Source organism: Pontibacter flavimaris, assembly GCF_001907195.1.
GTDB classification, from domain to species: domain Bacteria; phylum Bacteroidota; class Bacteroidia; order Cytophagales; family Hymenobacteraceae; genus Pontibacter; species Pontibacter flavimaris.
Map to the genome: position 1 here is coordinate 924,606 of NZ_LVWA01000005.1, position 19,748 is coordinate 944,353.

At 53.0% G+C, this 19,748-nt stretch carries 21 protein-coding genes; 4 read left to right on the forward strand and 17 right to left on the reverse strand.

Translation table 11 applies throughout. The features are described 5' to 3' along the window. Positions 1-48: 48 nt before the first annotated feature. On the reverse strand, positions 49-231 hold the full coding sequence (locus A3841_RS20525) for a type I restriction-modification system subunit M N-terminal domain-containing protein (protein ID WP_073852550.1): 183 nt from the start codon (positions 229-231) through the stop codon (positions 49-51). 189 nt (positions 232-420) lie between these two features. On the opposite strand from A3841_RS20525, the gene A3841_RS20305 reads away from it, so the two are divergent. Together A3841_RS20305 and A3841_RS12185 are read left to right on the forward strand one after the other, a co-directional pair. Beyond that, the gene (locus A3841_RS20305) at positions 421-573 is read left to right on the forward strand and encodes a hypothetical protein (protein ID WP_170866183.1); all 153 of its coding nucleotides are present in this window, start codon (positions 421-423) and stop codon (positions 571-573) included. A gap of 51 nt (positions 574-624) precedes the next feature. Then, on the forward strand, positions 625-1,434 hold the full coding sequence (locus A3841_RS12185) for an endonuclease/exonuclease/phosphatase family protein (protein WP_073852551.1): 810 nt from the start codon (positions 625-627) through the stop codon (positions 1,432-1,434). A gap of 52 nt (positions 1,435-1,486) precedes the next feature. On the opposite strand, the gene A3841_RS12190 is transcribed toward A3841_RS12185, so the two are convergent. The 11 genes from A3841_RS12190 to A3841_RS20530 form a co-directional block, all read right to left on the reverse strand. Further along, the gene (locus tag A3841_RS12190; RefSeq protein ID WP_073852552.1) at positions 1,487-1,732 is read right to left on the reverse strand and encodes a hypothetical protein; all 246 of its coding nucleotides are present in this window, start codon (positions 1,730-1,732) and stop codon (positions 1,487-1,489) included. Between the two features lie 617 nt (positions 1,733-2,349). Further along, a complete protein-coding gene (locus tag A3841_RS12200; protein ID WP_073852554.1) occupies positions 2,350-4,185 on the reverse strand; it encodes a M61 family metallopeptidase in 1,836 nt (611 codons plus the stop codon). Between the two features lie 396 nt (positions 4,186-4,581). After that, entirely contained in the window at positions 4,582-4,986 is a 405-nt protein-coding gene (locus tag A3841_RS12205; RefSeq protein WP_083610320.1) for a hypothetical protein, read from the reverse strand. A gap of 447 nt (positions 4,987-5,433) precedes the next feature. Continuing rightward, positions 5,434-6,276, reverse strand: a complete 843-nt coding sequence (locus A3841_RS12210; protein ID WP_073852556.1) for a sulfite exporter TauE/SafE family protein — start codon at positions 6,274-6,276, stop codon at positions 5,434-5,436. A gap of 630 nt (positions 6,277-6,906) precedes the next feature. Beyond that, the gene (locus A3841_RS12215; protein ID WP_073852557.1) at positions 6,907-7,557 is read right to left on the reverse strand and encodes a Crp/Fnr family transcriptional regulator; all 651 of its coding nucleotides are present in this window, start codon (positions 7,555-7,557) and stop codon (positions 6,907-6,909) included. Between the two features lie 391 nt (positions 7,558-7,948). Beyond that, on the reverse strand, positions 7,949-8,695 hold the full coding sequence (locus tag A3841_RS12220; RefSeq protein WP_073852558.1) for a PRC-barrel domain-containing protein: 747 nt from the start codon (positions 8,693-8,695) through the stop codon (positions 7,949-7,951). 24 nt (positions 8,696-8,719) lie between these two features. Then, positions 8,720-8,923, reverse strand: coding sequence for a hypothetical protein (locus tag A3841_RS20030; protein ID WP_139307944.1), 204 nt, complete (start codon positions 8,921-8,923; stop codon positions 8,720-8,722). Between the two features lie 264 nt (positions 8,924-9,187). Beyond that, positions 9,188-9,643 (reverse strand): cold-shock protein, encoded by a 456-nt coding sequence (locus tag A3841_RS12230; protein WP_073852560.1) that lies wholly within the window; start codon positions 9,641-9,643, stop codon positions 9,188-9,190. A gap of 65 nt (positions 9,644-9,708) precedes the next feature. Beyond that, positions 9,709-9,936 (reverse strand): hypothetical protein, encoded by a 228-nt coding sequence (locus tag A3841_RS12235; RefSeq protein WP_073852561.1) that lies wholly within the window; start codon positions 9,934-9,936, stop codon positions 9,709-9,711. 114 nt (positions 9,937-10,050) lie between these two features. Continuing rightward, positions 10,051-10,242: a cold-shock protein gene (locus tag A3841_RS12240; RefSeq protein WP_073852562.1), complete on the reverse strand. Its 192-nt coding sequence runs from the start codon at positions 10,240-10,242 to the stop codon at positions 10,051-10,053. 181 nt (positions 10,243-10,423) lie between these two features. Next, complete coding sequence (locus A3841_RS20530; RefSeq protein WP_206073082.1) at positions 10,424-11,215, reverse strand: membrane or secreted protein; 792 nt, start codon at positions 11,213-11,215, stop codon at positions 10,424-10,426. Positions 11,216-11,322: 107 nt separating this feature from the next. Between A3841_RS20530 and A3841_RS20040 the strand changes: the two genes are divergently transcribed. After that, entirely contained in the window at positions 11,323-11,514 is a 192-nt protein-coding gene (locus A3841_RS20040; protein ID WP_139307945.1) for a hypothetical protein, read from the forward strand. A gap of 735 nt (positions 11,515-12,249) precedes the next feature. Here the strand turns inward: A3841_RS20040 and pgl are convergent. The 3 genes from pgl to gndA form a co-directional block, all read right to left on the reverse strand. Continuing rightward, positions 12,250-12,978 (reverse strand): 6-phosphogluconolactonase, encoded by a 729-nt coding sequence (pgl, locus tag A3841_RS12250; RefSeq protein ID WP_073852563.1) that lies wholly within the window; start codon positions 12,976-12,978, stop codon positions 12,250-12,252. Between the two features lie 21 nt (positions 12,979-12,999). Then, positions 13,000-14,508, reverse strand: coding sequence for a glucose-6-phosphate dehydrogenase (zwf, locus tag A3841_RS12255; RefSeq protein ID WP_073852564.1), 1,509 nt, complete (start codon positions 14,506-14,508; stop codon positions 13,000-13,002). Positions 14,509-14,628: 120 nt separating this feature from the next. Then, complete coding sequence (gene gndA, locus A3841_RS12260; RefSeq protein ID WP_317042484.1) at positions 14,629-16,125, reverse strand: NADP-dependent phosphogluconate dehydrogenase; 1,497 nt, start codon at positions 16,123-16,125, stop codon at positions 14,629-14,631. A gap of 263 nt (positions 16,126-16,388) precedes the next feature. Here gndA and A3841_RS12270 point away from each other — a divergent pair, with 263 nt between their 5' ends. After that, positions 16,389-16,568 (forward strand): hypothetical protein, encoded by a 180-nt coding sequence (locus tag A3841_RS12270; RefSeq protein ID WP_073852566.1) that lies wholly within the window; start codon positions 16,389-16,391, stop codon positions 16,566-16,568. A 360-nt stretch (positions 16,569-16,928) separates the two neighbouring features. Here A3841_RS12270 and A3841_RS12275 read toward each other — a convergent pair whose 3' ends face one another. Together A3841_RS12275 and A3841_RS12280 are read right to left on the reverse strand one after the other, a co-directional pair. After that, positions 16,929-17,198: a hypothetical protein gene (locus A3841_RS12275; protein ID WP_073852567.1), complete on the reverse strand. Its 270-nt coding sequence runs from the start codon at positions 17,196-17,198 to the stop codon at positions 16,929-16,931. A 111-nt stretch (positions 17,199-17,309) separates the two neighbouring features. Then, positions 17,310-19,427 (reverse strand): copper-translocating P-type ATPase, encoded by a 2,118-nt coding sequence (locus A3841_RS12280; RefSeq protein WP_073852568.1) that lies wholly within the window; start codon positions 19,425-19,427, stop codon positions 17,310-17,312. Positions 19,428-19,748 lie beyond the last annotated feature (321 nt).

The following is a 19,748-nucleotide window of genomic DNA, read 5'->3' on the forward strand; positions in this document are numbered from 1 at the left end:
TTCTTCAAACTGAGCGGCCAGTTCTGTAGTCAGCCCTTTCATCTTCTCTTAAGACGGAACGCCATCGTCTTCCTCGGCTTCGGAGCCTACGTAGCGGCCAGTTGAGAGCACGTAGTCTTTGTACTGGTTTTCGGCTACAGCGCCTCGCAGTTCGTTGGCGGCATTCCAGAGTTCGTTTTCAAAATCGATGTCCGCCTTTGCTTTAGCGGATAGGGTAGTGGTTTTGGCCATTTATATGTTGTACTCGTAGTTTAAACAGCTTTCAAGGTACAGAAAAGGATAGAGAAATATATAGATTATTTAAAATATTTCGTAGGGACAAGTCACGATCTGCCCCTACGAATGATCGCATATTGTTCTATGGAATACCAGGCCGGAAGAGGAACAGGTTGATGGGGTATGATCCTAGCCGTGAGGGGGATGCGTTTAGCGACCTCCTGTGTGCAGGGTATGGTATGCGCGTTCGGGTATGTTGCGGAAGAGGAAATAGTGCTGAATAAGCATGGTCGGCTGGCAGCACTGCAATGGCAGGTAGAGCAGTACCCGTGCCTGAAGTATGAAAGTATAGCATAAGCCTGATATATTTTCTAGCTTACGGGCAGGAACACCAGCTATATTTATACCATGAAGTCTCTTGCTATACTTTATACTTTCATACTTGCCGCCAGCGTGGCCCTGTCGGGTTGCGCGGGTAAAACGGCTGCCACACAGGCGGATTTAGCGGAACTTCGGGTCATGAGCTACAACATCCACCATGCCAACCCGCCCAGCCAGCTAGGTGTGATCTACCTGGAGGCCATTGCCCACGTTATCCGGGAGCAGAACCCGGACCTGGTGGCGCTGCAGGAGGTAGACGTGAACACCAGCCGCTCAGGCAATGTAAATCAGGCAGCCGCCCTGGCCGAAAAACTGGACATGCACTACTACTTTGCCCGCGCTATTGATTTTGGCGGCGGCGCGTATGGTGTGGCTATACTTTCCAAATACCCGCTCAGTGAAACTAATCTGGTGTTGCTGCCCGAAGATGCCGCGCCGGAAGCTGAAGACCGCGTGCTGGCCACTGCCAAAGTCACCCTTCCCGGCGGCAGAGCGATCCGCTTCGGCAGTACCCACCTGGATGTGCAGAACGCCGCCAACCGCTTGCAGCAGGTGCAGACCATCAACAGCTTTGCCGCCCGCGAGCAGCTGCCTTTCATACTTGCCGGCGACTTTAATGACCTGCCCGAGAGCCGGGCCATCACAGAACTGGACAAGGCATTTACCCGCACCTGCCAATCCGATTGCGCGCCCACCATTCCCGTTGACGTGCCGACCCGCGCCATCGATTTTATCGCCTTCACCAAGGCATCCGGCTTCACGGTGGTGTCGCAGCAGGTTATCCCTGAGCGCTATGCCTCCGACCATTTGCCTGTGGTGGCTACGCTCCGGTTTTAAAACTTGGTGAGGAAGTATAAGTTGAACGTTTCAACAGCCCGGCCGCACCGGCTTATCTGGCATCCCCGCGACGCAGCAGGGAGGTGGTGCGCGTGCGACGGTAGTACCGTTTAATCTTTATAAGGCTGTGGCGCATTTTCCTGCGGCCTTTGTGGTGATGCGGCAGGTGGTAGACCCGGCACTCAGGCTCCTCCATTTGCTTCAGCAGTTCCGGCATCTTGTCTTCCACCTGCCGCAGGTAGGCCAGTATGGTGAGGGTTCCGAAAACTCCGATCAGGGAAAGTATAAACGTTATCATGGTACGCTACTCAAATGTTAAAGAAGTGCCGCCTTGCCAGGTGGGTTGGCTGGGTTAAGGTGGCAGCACATCGCGGTTATTTACTAAAACCTATATATAAGTTTTATTATTGTATCCTGAAAACCTTTTTCCGTAAACAGGCGCTGGGTAGTGACTTTGTTGGATTTACGGTAGTGAGTAATGAGAGTATAAACGATCTTGTTCAAGCCTGCAAACGGTTAATTTATACTTTGGGAGTGATGGTAACTAACTTCCCGCCGCTGGCATTCAGCCTACGCCTTTTTGAGCAAACCGGCATGCCTGGAAAGCTATACTTTAAAAGCTGCTGATGTATCGCTTGTTGGTGATAACACCAACAAGGGCAGGAAAAAGCCATAAGGTGTACTCCCGCGGGCTCGGGCTTGTAGCCCGTACCTTTTTATACTTCGGCTATACTTTATAACCTAAGTTGCGATTTACTAATTTGGTGGAGGTGTCCACCCACCCCTAACCCCTCTGAGGAGGGGAATCACCTACTCCTTTGCAAAGTTCCCCTCCCTGGAGGGGTAGGGGTGGGGTAATCGCAACTTGAGTTTTATACTTGCTGGTTTATACTTTCCAGCCGCCGCTGATCCGTTTCAATTGACTTGCTCACCGAGCCAGGTGCTCAGAATCTTGTGTTGCAGGGGTGTTGGGTCGGGTACAGGGCTGATGTTGTAGTTCTTCACCTTTTTTGTTCCTGCTGTAAGTTGCACGAGGCGTTTTTCTCCCTTATCTGCAATTAAAAGTTGTACGGTGTCTCCCGGCTTCAGCTGGCTCATTAGTTTAGGCACCTCCTGGTCTGTTGCTTTCAGTCCATTTACCGCTGCTATATGCTGTTTTCTTCGCAGCCCTGCTTCCCAGGCAGGCGATTTATAATCTATATCGGTTATCAGCAGTGTGTCGCCTGTCTGTTTTGTAACTATTCCGGTATAGGCACCCGGCACCTCTGTGGTAGCCGTGTCTATATCTAAACCGGCATAGGCAAAGTATTTTTTGTAATCAATTGGTTTAACAGTAGCAGTATAGGCTGCTAACTCTTCAAGCGGTGTGCCTGCCATGCGCTCGCATACTTCCCAATACTCTGCCTCTGTATAGCCGCGTCCCTGTTTAAGATAATATTCATTGTACAGAAAACGCATCACATCATCCAGGGATCTTGCATTTCCGGACGCATGCCTGATCTTGAAATCCAGCAGCATATTCAGGATTGGCCCTTTATCATAAACAGACACAGTTTTGTTAAACTCATCCTCTGTACGGCCAAAAGGTCCATCAGACCAGGTGTTATAGCTGGCCTGTGTCGCAGACTGGAAAAGCCGGCCGGGTTTGTTTTCGTAAGAGGTTAAATGGCTGCGAAGCGCATCGATCATTTCTGTACTGCTCATCAGTCCTGCCCTTTGCAGAATCAGATACTGGTAATAAGAGGTCGCGCCTTCCGCCACCCAAAGCATATTGGTTTTGTTTTCCCTGTCATAGTTAAAAGGGCCGAGCTCGATGGGGCGGATGCGTTTTGCATTGTAATGATGAAAGTACTCATGGGCGAGGAAATCTAACATGCCAAGCCGGCTTTGCGGGTTGTTATACGCTGCGCCGCTGAAGCTGATGGTAGTAGAGTTCAGGTGCTCGATCCCCCCTCTGCCTGGACCTATGGCAATGAAAGTATAGTGGTCATAAGGAATGTGGCCTATCAGGTTGCTGGCAGTTTCTACTACTTTTTTAAGGTCCTCCATAAACTGCTTCCGGTCAAACTCACCTAACTGGTAACCGACGAAGCGATGTGGTATACCCTCAACATAAAATTCAGGCAGACGCTCGAGATTACCGATCAGCAAGGGGCTATCATACAGTATATCAAAATTAGCTGCAACGTACTGGTGTTCTTTTCCGGGAATGGTATTTAGCCCGGTGGCAACATCCTGCCACTCTTTGTATGGTTTTACAGTAAGGGTTACAGGATGATCAAGTTTTCCGGCTATATGCAAAAACATGCCGGCGGGTGAAATGTAGCCACGGGTTTCATCGAGATAGTTCTTCGCTACAAAATGAGTGGTAGCTTTTATATCGTAAGTGAGTGTGATAGCAGCATGTGAGGGATTGTACACGCGCCATGCATTTTTCGAGGTCTTTTTCCACTTTAGCGGTTTGCCTCTCTTTCCGGTGGCCCTGAATTTCTCCAGGTTGTCCGCATAGTCCAGTATCTGGTAGTAGCCCGGCGTCCAGACCGGTAGCTTAAAATCAACTGAATCTTTGGTTGCCCCGCTGTACTCCAGCCTTACCTGAAAGGCTTGCGAAGAAGGTGTATCCATGGACACGGTATACTTCATTTTGCTTTTCTGGCTGTGTGCTGCCATTGGAGCAATAAGAAATACAAGACAAAGAAAAGCGAAAAGACTTTTTCCGAAGGGCAGGAGTAGAGGACTTTCTTGTTTCATTTCAGCTGGGCTCAGATGTGAAGACACTTATGGATAAGTAAGATAGTAGAAATAGTGGTTCTGTAAAACAGGTATGATCTATACAACAGAAGCCGAGCTCCCTCTCCTGTTTTGGGGGTAGGAGCCCTTGATAAAAGGAGAGGGTTGGGGAGAGGTTTATACTCTGCAGGCACAGGTCGCGAACTGTCCGCGCAAGGGCAGCAGCAATGCAACGTATACTTGGATTAAAGCAGCAAGTATAGCTCCCTCCCTGTTCTTAGGGGAGGGTTGGGGAGGGGTGAAGCAGAGGGGCAGGGGTGGTTGGGCCCGGAACAGCAGAACTGGAAAGACGCAACAAAAAAACAGCCGCTCTACCAAGGGGCAAAGCGGCTGTTCTGTTTTATACTTTAACCGGCCTTAGTTGCCTGGCCAGGCGTTCCATGGAATACGGCTCAGGATCAGGATCAGGCCGATGCCGTAGAAAATGGCAATGCTCTTAAAGCCTCTGTTGTCGGTGCCGATCTGGCGCTTGGCGCGCGAGTAACCCACCGTGATCAGGATAACGGCGATGATCATGGTCAGCGGGTGCTCCAGTATGTAAAGCCTGGAAGTAGAATCGCCCATGGCCTCGCCGGAGAAGTTTTCTAAACCCAGTGGCGACACAAAGTATAAAATCACGCCGAAAACCCACTGCAGGTGCACCGGAATGAGGCCCAGCAGGCCCAGTTTCCTATCCTTATCGCTGAAGTTCTTGTTGCCAAACCAGCCAGCCAGCGCGGCCACAATGCTTACGAGCAAACCTAACAGTACGAGGTAGCTCATGAATGAGTGTAAATGCTGTAATCCTGTATACATGCTGTTTTTCTGTTGATGTCTGGTGTAAATATAGTCAATAATAGATTAATAAAGGTCAGCCCCTGTGTAATTCCTCACGGTCTTACGCTCCCTGTTATACGTGTATTCTCCTCCTGCGCCCGCAGTGCCTCCTTCGCTTTATAGGGGTGCCTCCTGGCTCCATAAACGAGATCGGGCAGCAAACCTCATCAAAACAGAAGGTGTCCTCATCGGCATCATCCCGGAGAAAGTATAGGTGATCTGGAGTTAAACCATCACGGGCCGCAGGCCAGTTTGCCGATCACGTCATTAGGCCATTTCCTGCAGGAACTCAAGCACTACCCTCGTGTCATAGTTGGCCATGCTTTCTTGCCTGGCCACTATTGAAGAAGCCCGCCATTACATCGTGGTCACTCAGCTCCTAAAACTTGGGCTTTAAAAGAAAAGCTCCTTACCGATGATGTAGATGCCCATGGCCAGCACAAACCATCCAAATGATGTTTTGAGCTTATCCGCATGAATCTTGGTGGAGAGGAAAGTACCCACGAAGATGCCTGTGATAGAGATGATGGAGAAGATGGCCAGGAAGAGCCAGTCGATTTCGTAGTTGAAGATGTCGCCTACAAAGCCGAAGAGTGATTTTGCTGCGATGATGAGCAGCGAAGTACCCACCGCCATTTTCATGTCGAGCTTGCTGAAAAGCACCAGCGCCGGAATGATCAGGAAACCGCCTCCAGCCCCTACCAGGCCTGTGAGCGTACCCACTACCAGGCCCTCGGCCAGAATGCCGCCATAGTTGAACCGGGGTTCCGGATGACCCGCACCAGGGCTGCTTACCGCCGGCACAGTTTCGATGTTCTCGTCAGCAGGCTGTAAGGGTGTTTTTTTCTTTTTGATCATGCTGATGGAGGCAAAAACCATGAGGCTGGCAAAGAGCAGCATCAGCATCAGGTCTTTGGTGACCATAAGGTTGCCGACAGTGAAGATGCGCTCAGGAATGGCCGGCACCACGTAGCGCCGCGTCAGGTATACCGCTACGATAGAGGGAATGCCAAACACTACGGCCGTTTTCAGGCTTACCAGCCCGTTTTTATAGAACTTGTAGCTGCCCACCAGGCTGGTCAGGCCCACGATGAAGAGGGAGTAGGCCGTTGAGATAACGGGGCTCAGGCCAATCATGTACACCAGCACCGGCACCGTAAGTATGGAGCCGCCTCCTCCTATCAGGCCAAGCGAAAGCCCGATGAAAAGTGCGGCTACGTATCCAATAATTTCCATTATAATTTGTCTTGTAAGTTCTGCTGCAAAGGTACTGCCCCTGGCCACCCGCATCCGTGACTGTTGTCACACAAGTTAGAAAGTTTGGGAGTTAGAGAGTTTAGGAGGTGGTTCTTCGTGGTAAGTATACTTCTTGTTTGCAGGTGTTGAAAGCATTACTTCTTCTAGTGATGGGATTAATGTAGAACCTTATACTCTTTTAAGCAGCCGAAGATATAAAGTATAAACTAAACTTTATACTTTATAAAACACATTCAGGCGCCCTTGTTGTGTGTTTTCATCAGCAAACAAATGAGCCTGGAAGTATAAAGGGCCTGGAGCAAGTTCAGCAGCAGGCCAATTATTCCAGAAGTATGCTTGTTGATGATAACACTCATGCTGGCTGTAAGTCCCCGGATGTATAAAATTGTTGGTGATAACACCAACAATGGCTGGACATCAACTATAGCTGGATAGCTTAATAAATAGCTGGACATCAGTAATGGTTGGAAACGCCAAACTTATCTCACATCATACAGCCAAAAGTATAGTATAAAGTATACTCTTTTCCTAAAAGACCCGCCCTGCCAACTTTCTAACCTTCTAACTTTTTAACTCTCTAACTCTCTAACTCCCCAACCCTCTTACTCTCTAACTTCCTTCCCCCACGTCGTACACTTCAATGTAGTTGCGGTGCAGCTTGAGGGCGCCGGTTTGCTCCAGTTTTTTAAGGAGTCGGGAGATAACCTCGCGGGAGCTGCTGAGTTCATCGGCAATCTGCTTGTGCGAGAGGCGCACGGCATGGCCGCTTACCTTAACATGGCGGCGGAGGTAAAACAGCAAACGCTCATCCAGTGCCTTAAAGGCGATGCTATCCAGGGTTTGCAGCAGCTCCTCAAGGCGCTGGCGGTAGGAGGCAATCACAAAATTGTGCCAGGTCTTATACTTGCCCAGCCATAGCTCCGACAGGTGCGACGGAACGAGGATAACCTCGGCCTTGTCTACGGCTTTGGCCTTTACCTGGCTTTGCTCGTTGCGGGCCGAACACATCATGGACATGGCGCAGGCGTTGCCGGGCTCCAGGTAGTACATCAGAAACTCATTGCCCTCATCGTCTTCGCGGTATACTTTCAGCAGGCCATCGAGCAGCAGCAGGGTATACCTGATGTACTGGCCGGTGCGCAGCACCTCGTCGCCCGCCTCCACCTGCTTTAGGGTGCTTTCACGCAGGAGCTCGTCGAGCAGGGGCTGCTCCAGTTGCGGAAATCGCCGCAGTACGGCGTCTCTGTTCGGTTTTTCCATAGTAGCAACGTATAAGCGCTTGTGTAGGCTAAGGTACGGATAAAAAAACAGCGCAGACACCGTTAGCACCCGCGCTGCCTACTTGTTCAGCTTTTGCCTATTTTGTACTGCCTCTGAGTTCGCTGACCCCTTCGCTCAGGTCCGGCACCTGTGTCTGAGGCAGCGCAGACTTTAGAATACTGAAGCCTGCCGCTGAGCGGTAACCGCCGGCGCAGTGCCACGGGTTTGTCTGCAGCAACCACTTCTACGCGGTCCCAGGCTCCGGTCGGCGCCCTCATCAAAAGTATAATGCGGGTATGCCTATGGCCAGAAAGAGAAGTATAGGGCGCCGCAAAAAAGGAAAGCCACATCGCTTTTGGCAATGTGGCTTTACAAATCTGGTTGTACTGGATTACAGGTCCAGCGCGCGCTTTTTCAGAAGTATGAACTCCTCCTGCGTAATAGAGCCTTTCTCGCGTAGGTGCTCCAGCCTTTCAATAGTAGAGATGGAGTCCTCCACAGATTTCGGTCCTCTATCCTCGTGGTGCAGGTCGGTGGTGGATGTGTCCGCTACCGTTTCATCGTAATCCCGGGTAGAGTAAATCTTCTCGCGGTACACCTCCTGGTCCGAAGTATAAAACCGGTCCTCGTCGAAGGAGGCGTCGTTGTAGAAATCGGAGGGCATGTTGCCCGAGCGCACCTTCTGCTCGTGCAGCGCCTCATCGAACTCTGCCCTGTGCTCCGTGGTGGTGCCCGGCATGGCGTCTCGCTGGTTGCGGTGCAGGGAATCGCGCACGGCGTACTCGTAGTCCTCCGAGATCGGGCCGCCCGCGTAAACAGGGTAGCTGCTTACCGAGTTCGAGTCTATGGCAGACACAAACACTTTTTTGCCTTTCTTGTCCAGCGCGGCCACCCCGATGGGCACCAGTAGCCGCTGGTCGTCGCCGGTGTTAAAGAACCTGCGGTCGGCCAGCACAGCCAGGTAGCGCACCTTCATGGCGGCCGGGTCAAAGATCAGGTCCCTTACCATACCCAGGCTCTCGCCGTCGGCCCCAACCACTCTCCAGCCCAGCACGTCCGGGTTATCCTTGGCCACTTTATAGTCTTTCATGGCGCTTAGCGGCACCAGGCGCTCGTTTCTAAAATCCTCGTTTTTCATAGCGTTGCTTTCTAATTATCGTTTTTATACTTGTGTAAGGGTAGGCGAAGCGAGCTGCGTGTCGGCAGGGATCACCATGCCTGTGGCCGGGGCCTCCTGGTACTCAACCTCATCGGGTTCGTTCGTCATTTCATACAGTGCCCAGACAATCAGCGCTATAATCACCAGCAGCAGAATTAACCAGGGCCACATAGACTTCTTCTTTTTCTCAATATTGATTTCAGCCATCTCGATAGATCTTTTTTTCCATAGTTTAGGTTTGGCGCAGCGCCTGCAAACGTGCTGGCAGCCGGCAGTGTTGGTAATACGCTGATCAAGAGATATATGTTGAAAAGGCGATGCAGGAAGCTGATGCGGGGGCGGCATGAAGTATAAACGCAGCGTGGCGAGACCTTGCAGTAGGAACAAAAAAAAGGTGCCCGTTGGGGCACCGATATAGCTACTCCTGCCTTCCAGCTATGGAACTGAAAGGTACTGATTTAACATGTTTTGCTACGCAATCTTCACATTCACGGCGTTCAGGCCCTTCAGGCCGCGCTCCACCTCAAACGTTACCTTGTCGTTCTCCTTTACGGGACCGCTCAAATCGTTCTGGTGCACGAAAATGCTTTCCTGCGTGTCGCTGTCTTTTATAAAGCCGTAGCCTTTCGAGGTGTTGAAGAAAGTCACCGTTCCTGTTCTGGTCGGGTCCGTGGGCTCCAGGTCCTCCTGCTTCGGCACGCCGATCTGGATGTCCTCCTGCTTCACTTCTTTCCGCTTCTTTGTCGGATCTGGCGGGGTAGAGGTTATGTTGCCCTCATCATCCACATACGCCAGCATATCCTCCAGGTCCTGTCCCTTGTTGGACGAAGCCTTGCGGTCCTCTTTTTTCTGCTCCTTATCCTGCCTCTTCTTGAGGCGTTTCTTTTCTTTTTCTTTTTTACTAAAGGTTTCCTGTGATCTACCCATATATCAATAATGCTCTTTGATGTTCTTTATTATACTTGCCGGACGCCCCGCAGGGTTCAAAATCCTTAATACTGGAACATGTAGTTGGTGCCGTTGCGAATCCACTTCTCAAAGAAAGTGTTATCGTTAAACTCGCCGGAAACCAGCTCTTCCTCAGTACCTACCTCTTCTGAGCGCGAGCTCATAAACTCCTGCAGCGCTTCCTGGTTGTTCGGTATCCAATCCTGTCCCTTCTTTAAGGCTACGCATAAGTACTCGCGTGTGGTGGGGTCAACTATGTATTTTCTGTTCATGGCCGTGTTTTAAAGGTTTAACGATCGGAGGGCAGCTGGCAGTGCCTGCTCCGCAGGTAAATAAAAAAGCCCTACTTAACGTAAGGCTCTTTTGAGATGACTTGTATGTTAAAACTAAGCACGCTTAACGTTAACCGCGTTTAGTCCTTTTCTACCTTCCTGCAGGTCAAAAGTTACTTCGTCATTTTCTCTGATCTCGTGTACCAATCCTGATACGTGTACGAAGTACTCCTGATCTGAATTTGCTTCCTTAATAAACCCAAACCCTTTCGAGTCATTAAAGAATTTTACTGTTCCTTGATTCATATTATGTTGATTATTATACACCTACTACATATTTGGCGGTGTATTTGTTCATTATTTCTTACAATGTACGATAAATATTTTACAAAACCACTTTTGTGCCGATAAAAACAGCTTAATTTTTTTGTAGGGCCTGCGTCGTCGGGTAAAACAAGTAGGAATCCGGCCCCTCTTTCCGGGTGATTTACAGGCGCTCCCATACTTCGTTAATGGGCTTGCCGGTGCTGCTGGTGCCGCTGTGGTGCCACTTGCCGTCCTTCACCTCAAAGTTGAAGCTCAGGCTCGCCCCCACGCGGCTGGAATCGCGGGAGAAGAACCCGATATTTTCGGTGTAGGTGCCGTTTTCAGCGGTGTAGGTGCCGCCGCCGGTGCCGGAGAACGCCTTGGTGCCGCTATCGAAGGCAATCCACTGGAAGCGGTCGCCGGAAAGAATCTTGAGCGTTTTTCTGGTGCCGGAGGTATGGATCGGGTTCACCTTGCCATCCTCGCCCGCGCGGCCGGTAATGCGCCAGGTGCCTTCCAGCGGAGAGTCGGTGGTCTTGTCAGCCCTGCTCCAGGTTTGCTTCAGGTTGTCGCCGGTTAGCTGCAGCTGTCCGTTCTGCAACATATAGCCAAGCGTGTGGGAGGTTCCTACCACGGCCGTGTCTAGGGTGTTGTACTCGAAATGCTGTGTCAGTTTTCCGTCCTGCAAAGTATAGGTGCCGCCAAAGGTGCCCATGAATTTCCTGTCTGCCTCGCTGAAGTAGGCCACGGTGAAATAACCATCCTCCAGCATGGCCACGGCCTGGGCGCCTTTGGGCAATGTGGCAAACTGGCCGGAGCCGGAGCTCAGTTGCCAGGCTCCTTTCAGTGCCTCCTGCTGCTGCGCTTTCTGCCCGGTTTGTGCCATGTTTCCCGGCTGCGTGGCCGTGTGTGGGGAGACAGCACAAAGTATGGCGATGGCGAGGCTTAAGGTTTTTGTAAGTATCAGGCTCATATGTATATGGTTTAGGTTCAAGTGCTTAAACGTGCTTCCTGTTTTTGGGTTGATAAGGGTATTTATACTTTGAATCTAACCTTCTGTAAGGTTGAAAAGCATACTTTATGGCTGGGTTTTACTTTTATACTTGCCGGTTTATACTTTCTCTGGCGCAAGCGTCCGCTTGTGCCTCTTTATACTTGCTGTTCCGGACATCCTTGTCCGGAACCACTGCTGCTGCGGATTTCCTAATCCGCGTAAGCCATACTTTCATACTTGATTTATACTTCCATGAGCCGCCGCCTTCTGCTATTTAAACCAAGCTATACTTGCTAGCTGCCGTTCATCCTCCAGCCTCACAAGCCTATAGTTGCATTTCCGACTTTGGTGCTCTCAAGCCCGAGAGGGCTCGCCTTCGGGCATCGCGCTGTGTTCCCTCCCTTTGCTCCTGACGTCGCAATGCCCTTACGGGCACCGGAATCTCACAAGGCGCTCAACCCAAAGGCTGGGATCAGATTCGATAGCCACCTGCTATGCAGCTTGAACTAAAGTCCCCCTTTGAAGGGGGCGGGAGGATGATGACCGCCTGCAGAGGCAATGCCCAGGCACAGGTTCGATAGCCGTCGCTAAATTGTCATCTCGACCTTCGGGAGAGATCTCTTTAGAATTCCAGATAGATCTCTCGCCCTGCTCGAGATGACAATAAAGTATAACATCAAGTATAATTCACTTCTCTGCGGAGGTAGATTTATACTTGTAGGGATAGGTCGCGATCTGTCCGCGCGAGAACTGCAGCTATGAAACTCATACTTTGGCAAAAGTAATTACAGGCTCCCTCCCCTGTTTTTAGGGGAGGGTTGGGGAGGGGTGAAGCAGAGGGGCAGGGGTGGTTTGGCCCGATACTACTCAGGCTCCCTCTCCTGTTGCTGCAGGCTGGGGAGTTTGGGCAGGAGGGATGCCCCGGTTAATAGTTTATATGCAGTCTCATGGATGTACATCCCAACCTATAAAACAACAGCCCCTCCGTAAGACGAAGAGGCTGCCGATCATATTTATTTATACTTTTCCAGCCGTGAGGCGGCTTTGTCATCCACAAACCAGTAGATTTCGCCGTGCTCCGGACTGATAAGCTGCGATGGGAACTCCTGCGGGTTGCGCGCTCCCTCCAGCACCTCGTGCAGCGCCCTGGCCTTGTTCTCCCCAAAGGTCATGAACAGAATTCTTTTTGCCTGGTTGAGGAGCGGTGCTGTGAGCGTGATGCGGTGCATGGACTGCGGCTTCAAGTAATAGGCATCCACCCATTTTTCCTGCTCCTGCAGCACCCCGGTGTGCGGGAACAAAGAGGCCGTGTGGCCATCATCGCCCATACCTAAGAGTATAAGATCGAAGGCAGGAGCCTGATCCTTGAAAAGATCTTTGAGGAACTGCTCATACTTTAGGGCGTACGTTTCCGGCTCCATGTCGGCCCACATCGGGAAGACCTGCTCCTGCGGCACGGGCACTTTGTCGAGCAGCAGCTCTTTAGCCATTTTAAAGTTGCTACGGTCGTCTGTTAAAGGAACCCAGCGCTCATCGCCCCAGAAAATGTAGGTCTGCTCCCACGGCACTTGGTCCTTGTAAGGGGCCTTTGCCAGCAACTGGTACAGTTCCTTCGGGGACGAGCCGCCGGTTAAAGCCACTATAAAGCGGCCGTTTTTCTGCACTGCCTCCTGGGCGGCATCCACAAACAGCTCGGCAGCCCGCTGGCTCAGGTAGGAGGTATCTTTGAAAATGGTTACCATGATGCTTTTCTAGTTTTGGTTTTACTTTGTTACGGCTACCGTCCAGGTATGGCCCTGGCGGGCGATCAGTGCCTCCGCGTTTTCGGGGCCCCACATGCCGGCCGGGTAGTTGGGGAACTCCAGCGATGGCCGCGATTCCCAGGTTTCCAGAATCGGCGTGATCACGTCCCAGGCCACCTCTACCTGGTCGGAGCGCATGAACAGGGTGGCGTCGCCCTGCATGGCGTCCAGCAACAGCGTCTCATACGCCTCCGGCGACTGCGACTGGTGGGAGTAGGCGTTAAAGTCGAACACCATCTCGGCTGGCGTCAGCGCCATGTCCAGGCCCGGCTTCTTGGCAATGAACCGCAGGCGGATATCCATCTGTGGTTGTATGTTGATGATCAGGCGGTTGGGCAGGATGTTATCCGACATGGCCGACGGGAAGGTGAGGTGCGGCACCGAGCGGAACTGCACCGTAACCGATGTGGTTTTCTCCTGCATGCGCTTGCCGGTGCGCAGGTAAAACGGCACGCCCTGCCAGCGCCAGTTGTCGAGGTAAAACTTAATGGCCGCATAGGTTTCTACTTTGGAGTCCGGGTCTACGCCGGCCTCCTGCCGGTAGCCCGGCACTTGCTTTCCTTTCATCCAGCCCGGACCATACTGCCCGCGCACGGCATATTTGCCCACTTCTTCGCGCGAGAGGCGACGAATGGCCTGCAGCACATCCACCTTCCGGTTACGGATCTCCTCGGCCTCAAATGAGATGGGCGGTTCCATGGCCACCATGCACAGCAGCTGCAGCAGGTGGTTCTGGATCATGTCGCGCAGGGCGCCGGCGCCTTCGTAGTAGCCGCCGCGGTCTTCCACGCCCACTTCCTCGGCCACGGTTATCTGCACGTACTCAATGTAGTTGCGGTTCCAGAGCGGTTCGAAAAGCGCGTTGGCAAAACGGAAGGCCAGGATGTTCTGCACGGTCTCCTTGCCCAGGTAATGGTCGATGCGGTAGATCTGCGACTCCTGGAAGGTGCGGGTCAGCAGTTGGTTGAGCTCTTTGGCAGAGGCCAGGTCGTGCCCGAAGGGCTTTTCCACCACAATGCGGTCGTGCTCCGGGTTGCTGGCGATGCCCACCAGCCCCAGGTTCACGGTGATGGGCTCAATAAACCGTGGCGACACAGAAAGGTAGAACAGCCTGTTGGCGCGGGTGCCCCAGAGCGCCTCGATGCCCTCGATCTTATCGGCCAGCTGTCTGTAAGCCTGCGGGTCGTTGATGTCGGAAGAGAGGTAGTAGATGGAGTTCTGGAAGGATTCCCACTGCACGTCGGTTGGCTTGCCGCTGCGCGAGAACTCGCCAAGCCCCTGGCGGAGGTGCTGCTGGTAATCCTTGTCGTCGGACTCTGAGCGACCCAGGCCGATGACGGCGAACTGCTCGGGTAACCAGCCATCCAGAAACAGGTTGTAAAAGGCAGGTATGAGCTTCCGCTTTGCCAGGTCTCCTGTGCCACCGAATATCACGGCTATGGTAGGGCCCGTTTTATGGGTTTCTTTCATTGGGTGTTATGTAATAGGTATTGAAGGCGGCATAAAGCTGTCTCAGCCGCCCGTGGCTGTGCAAAGGTAAAGTATGGTTTCTTCTGATCTCGTATTTTCCGCTTTAAAAAGCCGGTTACATTAGCTCCACTGGGTATGGAAAAGACCCTCCCGGTCAATGCGTTCGTAAGTATGCGCCCCGAAGTAATCGCGCTGCGCCTGTATCAGGTTGGTGGGCAGTGTCTCGCTGCGGTAGGCGTCGAAGTAGCTGAGCGAAGCCATAAAGGCCGGCATAGGGATGCCTTTATCAATGGCCAGCTTCAGGATGCTGCGTATGTCCTGCTGGCGGTCCAGCAGGTCCTTTCCGATCTTTGGGTCCAGCAGCAGGTTGGGTAGGGCAGGGTTTTTATCGTAGGCCTGCCGGAAATCCTCCAGGCACACGGCACGGATAATGCAGCCCCCGCGCCAGATCTTGGCCACCTCCTGCAGCTGCAGGCCATAGTTGTAGGCCTCGGAGGCCAGGCGCAGCTGTGCCATGCCCTGCGCGTAAGTCGACACCATGGCAAAGTAGAAAGCATTCCGCAATTGATTGACAAGTTCGCTCTTCTCCGTGGCGGCGCCTGCCCCCAGGGTATGGTTTGGCAGCAGTTTGGCCGCCTCCACGCGCTCCTCCTTATACTTGGACATGTCGCGCATCAGCACGGCCATATCAATGGAGGGAACGGGGGCCTGCAGGTCCATGGCATTTTGGGAGGTCCACTTGCCGGTGCCTTTGGAGCGGGCCCTGTCAGAGATCATACTCACGAGCGGCTTGCCAGTGAACTCGTCCTCCTTCTTCAGGATCTCGCCTGTGATTTCGATCAGGAACGACTGCAGCTCCGTCTGGTTCCACTCCTCAAAAACAGACTGCAGCTCCTCGTCGGAGAAGTTTAACCCGCGCTTCAGCAGGTCGTAGGTTTCAGCGATCAGCTGCATAATGCCGTACTCAATGCCGTTGTGCACCATCTTTACATAATTGCCTGCCGAGCCGTTGCCCAGGTAGGTAACGCATGGCTCGCCGTTTACCTTGGCGGCCACGGCCTCGAAGGTAGGGCGCAGCCGCTCGTAAGCCTCGCGGTTGCCGCCGGGCATCATGCTCGGGCCGAAACGCGCGCCTTTCTCGCCGCCGGAAATACCCATCCCGAAGAAATGGATGCCTTTCTCGGCCAGTTCTTTTACGCGCCGGTCGGTGTCGGGGAAGTAGGAGTTGCCGCCATCCACGATGATATCGCCCGGCTCCAGCAGGGGCAGCAGGCTATCGATAACCATATCCACGGGCTTGCCTGCCGGCACCAGCAGCATGAGCGCGCGCGGCCTGCGAATCGACTTTACGAATTCTTCGGCGGAGATCGTGCCACGAACCGGTTTGCCTGCCCCGGCCTCTGTCTCGAGCGCGGCGGCTTTTTCCGGGTCCAGGTCCAGGCCGATCACCGCAACGCCGTGGTCGGCCATGTTCAGCGCCAGGTTACGGCCCATCACGCCAAGGCCAACCATTCCGAATTCGTATTGTGTCGTGTTCATCTGCAGGTTCAGGTTTAAGGTTACAGCAAGCTGGAAGCGCACAGACCCGAAGGGTGCAGGGGCCGCATGGCTGCTCATCAACTTTATTTTTAGGTAAAACTACAACATAAAATAAATCTATACATCATAAAAAGGCGCGAATGTGCGCGGTGGGGAGAAGGGGAAGCGGGGATTTATACTTTGTCCCTTGCAGACACTTCGCGGCAACGCTACCGATGGTTTCGCCGAAGGTGGCTTTGGATAAGCTGAAGGCGGAGAGTCAGGTGGATTCTATATTTTCAATTCAGTTGATTGAGCCTGGAGGGAAGCCTGTTTGCCAGCTTTAGTACTTTTCCGGAAGTATGGACCATCCCGCGCAGGAGGAAGGGGCGCATGGAGCTGGCCATGATGCCAGCATAAACGTGCGGTTGGCCGATGCCGCCACCGGCTCGCTTTTACCCGCGCTTACCGAAGCACAGGCTATTGTCGTTGCCAAAAGCCAGCTAATCGGCCCATTCAGGGTAGAAAAACGGAGTACCTGAGCGAAGCAGGATCGCACCACGAGTACCGCCATAAACCACTTCCGGTTTGGGCCATCACGCTCAGCCAGCCCACTGAATGCACAGTTTACGTAGCTGCCGGGCTGGGTACTTTCCAGTCCATCCGCCACGACCAATGGCGCGTATTCATTTTCCTGTGGATGCTGCACACCATGGATTTTGAGGGGTGGGTTAATTTCGGGAACATCCTTCTTCGCGCCTTCTCTGTCTTAGGCTTATTGACTATACTTTCAGGGTTTGTTTTATACTTTGCCTCCTCGCCCTCTATTAGAAAGGGAAAGAAGCGGGCGCTCAAGGCTGGTTAAGCCTGGTCGCGTGAGGCGGTGGTAGCATGCATAGGGCTCAAAGCGACACCTCCAACTCATACTTCTTCCGTTCGTTATCCTGCTCCAACTCTACCTCATATAACAAATGAGTTCCTGCCGGAAAATCATCCTGGTCTATGTAGGGCGACCTTGCCTGCTCCGTCAGGGTATCCCATGAACCTTTGTTCACGCTACGCCTCACCTTTACATCGCCCAGGCAGTGTTTGCTGAAGTTTATCCTGCGCCCCTGATTCAGGAGTTCCACCGAAGGTATGCTGTCGGGATGCTCTGTGCTGATGTCTGTCATACTTTAGCTCGCATTAGTGATGGGAAAAAGCTCACGCCCCGAGTTAGCTGCAAGGCGGCAGTACCCTGATTAACCTTTTACGACATGCAGCTGCCCGGGTGGCGGGATTTATTACTTTATCTCCCTTCTTAGCAGTTGTGCGTTAATAGCAACGATGACAGTGCTTAGGCTCATGAGGGCAGCGCCCACGGCGGGCGATATCATGATACCCTGGTTGTAGAGCACGCCCGCCGCCAGCGGCAGCGCAATAACGTTATAGCCGGTAGCCCAGATCAGGTTCTGAATCATTTTGCGGTAAGTGGCCTTCCCAAAAAGTATGAGCGAGGCGATGTCCTGCGGGTTGCTGTTTACAAGTATAACATCGGCGGTTTCGGCGGCTACGTCGGTACCGGAGCCCACGGCGATGCCTACATCGGCTTGCGCCAGGGCAGGGGCGTCGTTCACGCCGTCGCCGGTCATGGCCACGAACTCACCTTTGGCCTGCAGTTCCTTCACTTTCTCCTGTTTCTGGTGGGGCAGTACGTTGGCCAGGAAGCCGTCCATCTGCAGCTGGTCGCTCACGCTTTTGGCCACGCGCTCGTTGTCGCCGGTGAGCAGCAGGTTCTTGATCCCGTTTTGCTTCAGCACCCGTATCGCCTCGGCCGACTCTTCCCTGATCTGGTCGCGCATGGCGATGTAGCCAACCGGCTGATTCTCCACCAGCACATACACCACCGTTTCCACGCCTTCCTCGGCCTGGCTGGAAGGTACGTTGATGTTAAATTCGCTGATGTAGTTCGGCCCCACCACCTTCACATCTTTTCCTTCCACCATACCTTCCAAACCCTTGCCCGGCAGGTAGGTAAAAGCCTGCGAAGGAGGCACGGTTATACTTTGTTCCTTTGCCCGGCGAAGTATACTTTGGGCGATGAAGTGCTCCGAATTCTGCTCTATAGCGGCGGCCAGGCGCAGCATCTCGCGTTCATCCATCGCCATGTCAAATAGCACAACTGAGGCAATCTCATGGGAGCCTTGCGTGAGCGTACCGGTCTTGTCAAAGATGACGGTGGTGATCTTGCGGGAGTTCTCGAAGGCAGTGCGGTTGCGGATGAGCAGGCCGTTGTTGGCCGACACTGCGGTGGAGATAGCCACCACCAGCGGTACGGCCAGCCCCAGCGCATGCGGACAGGAGATGACCATCACCGTCACCATCCGCTCCAGCGCAAAAGCCAGATCCTGGCCAAGTATGAGCCACACAGCAAAGGTGCCGAAGCCGGCCGTTAGCGCCACGTAGGTCAGCCACTTGGCAGCGCGGTCGGCCAGGCGCTGCGTTTCAGATTTGGTTTTCTGGGCTTCCTGCACCAGGGTGATCACCTTGTTGAGGTAGCTTTCCTTGCCCGTAAATTCCACCCGCACCTGCAGCGCCCCATTGCCGTTAACGGAGCCGCCGATCACTTTCTCGCCCTTGTTCTTTTTCACCGGCTTGCTTTCGCCGGTCAGCATACTTTCGTTCAGGTGACTTTCGCCGTCTTCCACCACGCCGTCTGCAGGCACTTTCTCGCCCGGCTTTACCAATATAAGATCGTCTTTCTGCAGCTCCTCGATACGTACTTTTATACTTTCCCCATCGCGGAGCAGCAGGGCTTCGGCAGGCATCATACTCACCAGTAGCTCCAGCGCCTTGGAGGCCCCGAGCACCGACTTCATCTCGATCCAGTGCCCCAGCAGCATGATCACGATCAGCGTGGCCAGTTCCCAGAAAAAGTCCATTCCCTCCAGGCCAAACACGATGGCCGAGCTGTAGAGGTAGGCCACCGTAATGGCTACCCCAATGAGCGTCATCATGCCCGGAGCGCCTTTCTTCACCTCTTCCGCCAGGCCGGTGAGGAAAGGCCACCCGCCGTAGAAATAAATGACGGAGGAAAGTATAAAAGCGATGTACAAGCTGTAAGGAATGTCCAGCGTGAAGCCCAGGATGTGCTGCACCATCGGGCTGAGGATGATGACAGGCACCGACAGCGCCAGCGAGACCCAGAAGCGCTTCTTAAAATCCTCTATCATCATGCGGTGGTGGTCGTGGCCATGTCCGCCGTGTTCACCATGCGGCGGGTGGCCCGAGGTGTCGTGGTGCATGGCCTGCTCGTGGCCGTGCAGTGCCTGCTCCTCCAGCCGTTCGGTTGCCTGGCCTTTCTGTTCCCTGGCTTGGTGGTTTTTACCATGGTGATGAGGATGCTCGTGCTTGTGATCCATAGTTCTTATGTTAAAAGCCCTTGTTGTAGAGCAGCTTAAATAGATAGCTTGAAGCTGCCAAGCCTGTAGTACTATACAGGACTAATGTACATGAAAGCTTGCTCAAACAGAAGTTATGCTTCCTGCAGATTCCTTCCGGTAGTGTTATGTTTTCTTAATGGCTACCTTGATGTGACTGCGTTTCAGGTGCGGGAAACTGTATCAATTCGGCTTTTATAACCGGAGTATAGTTATGCTCCAGTACACCAGAAAGAGTGGGTATAAGTATATCTGTAATTTATACTTGCCTATTGGCTTAATTATAGGGATTCAGGTGGTGCA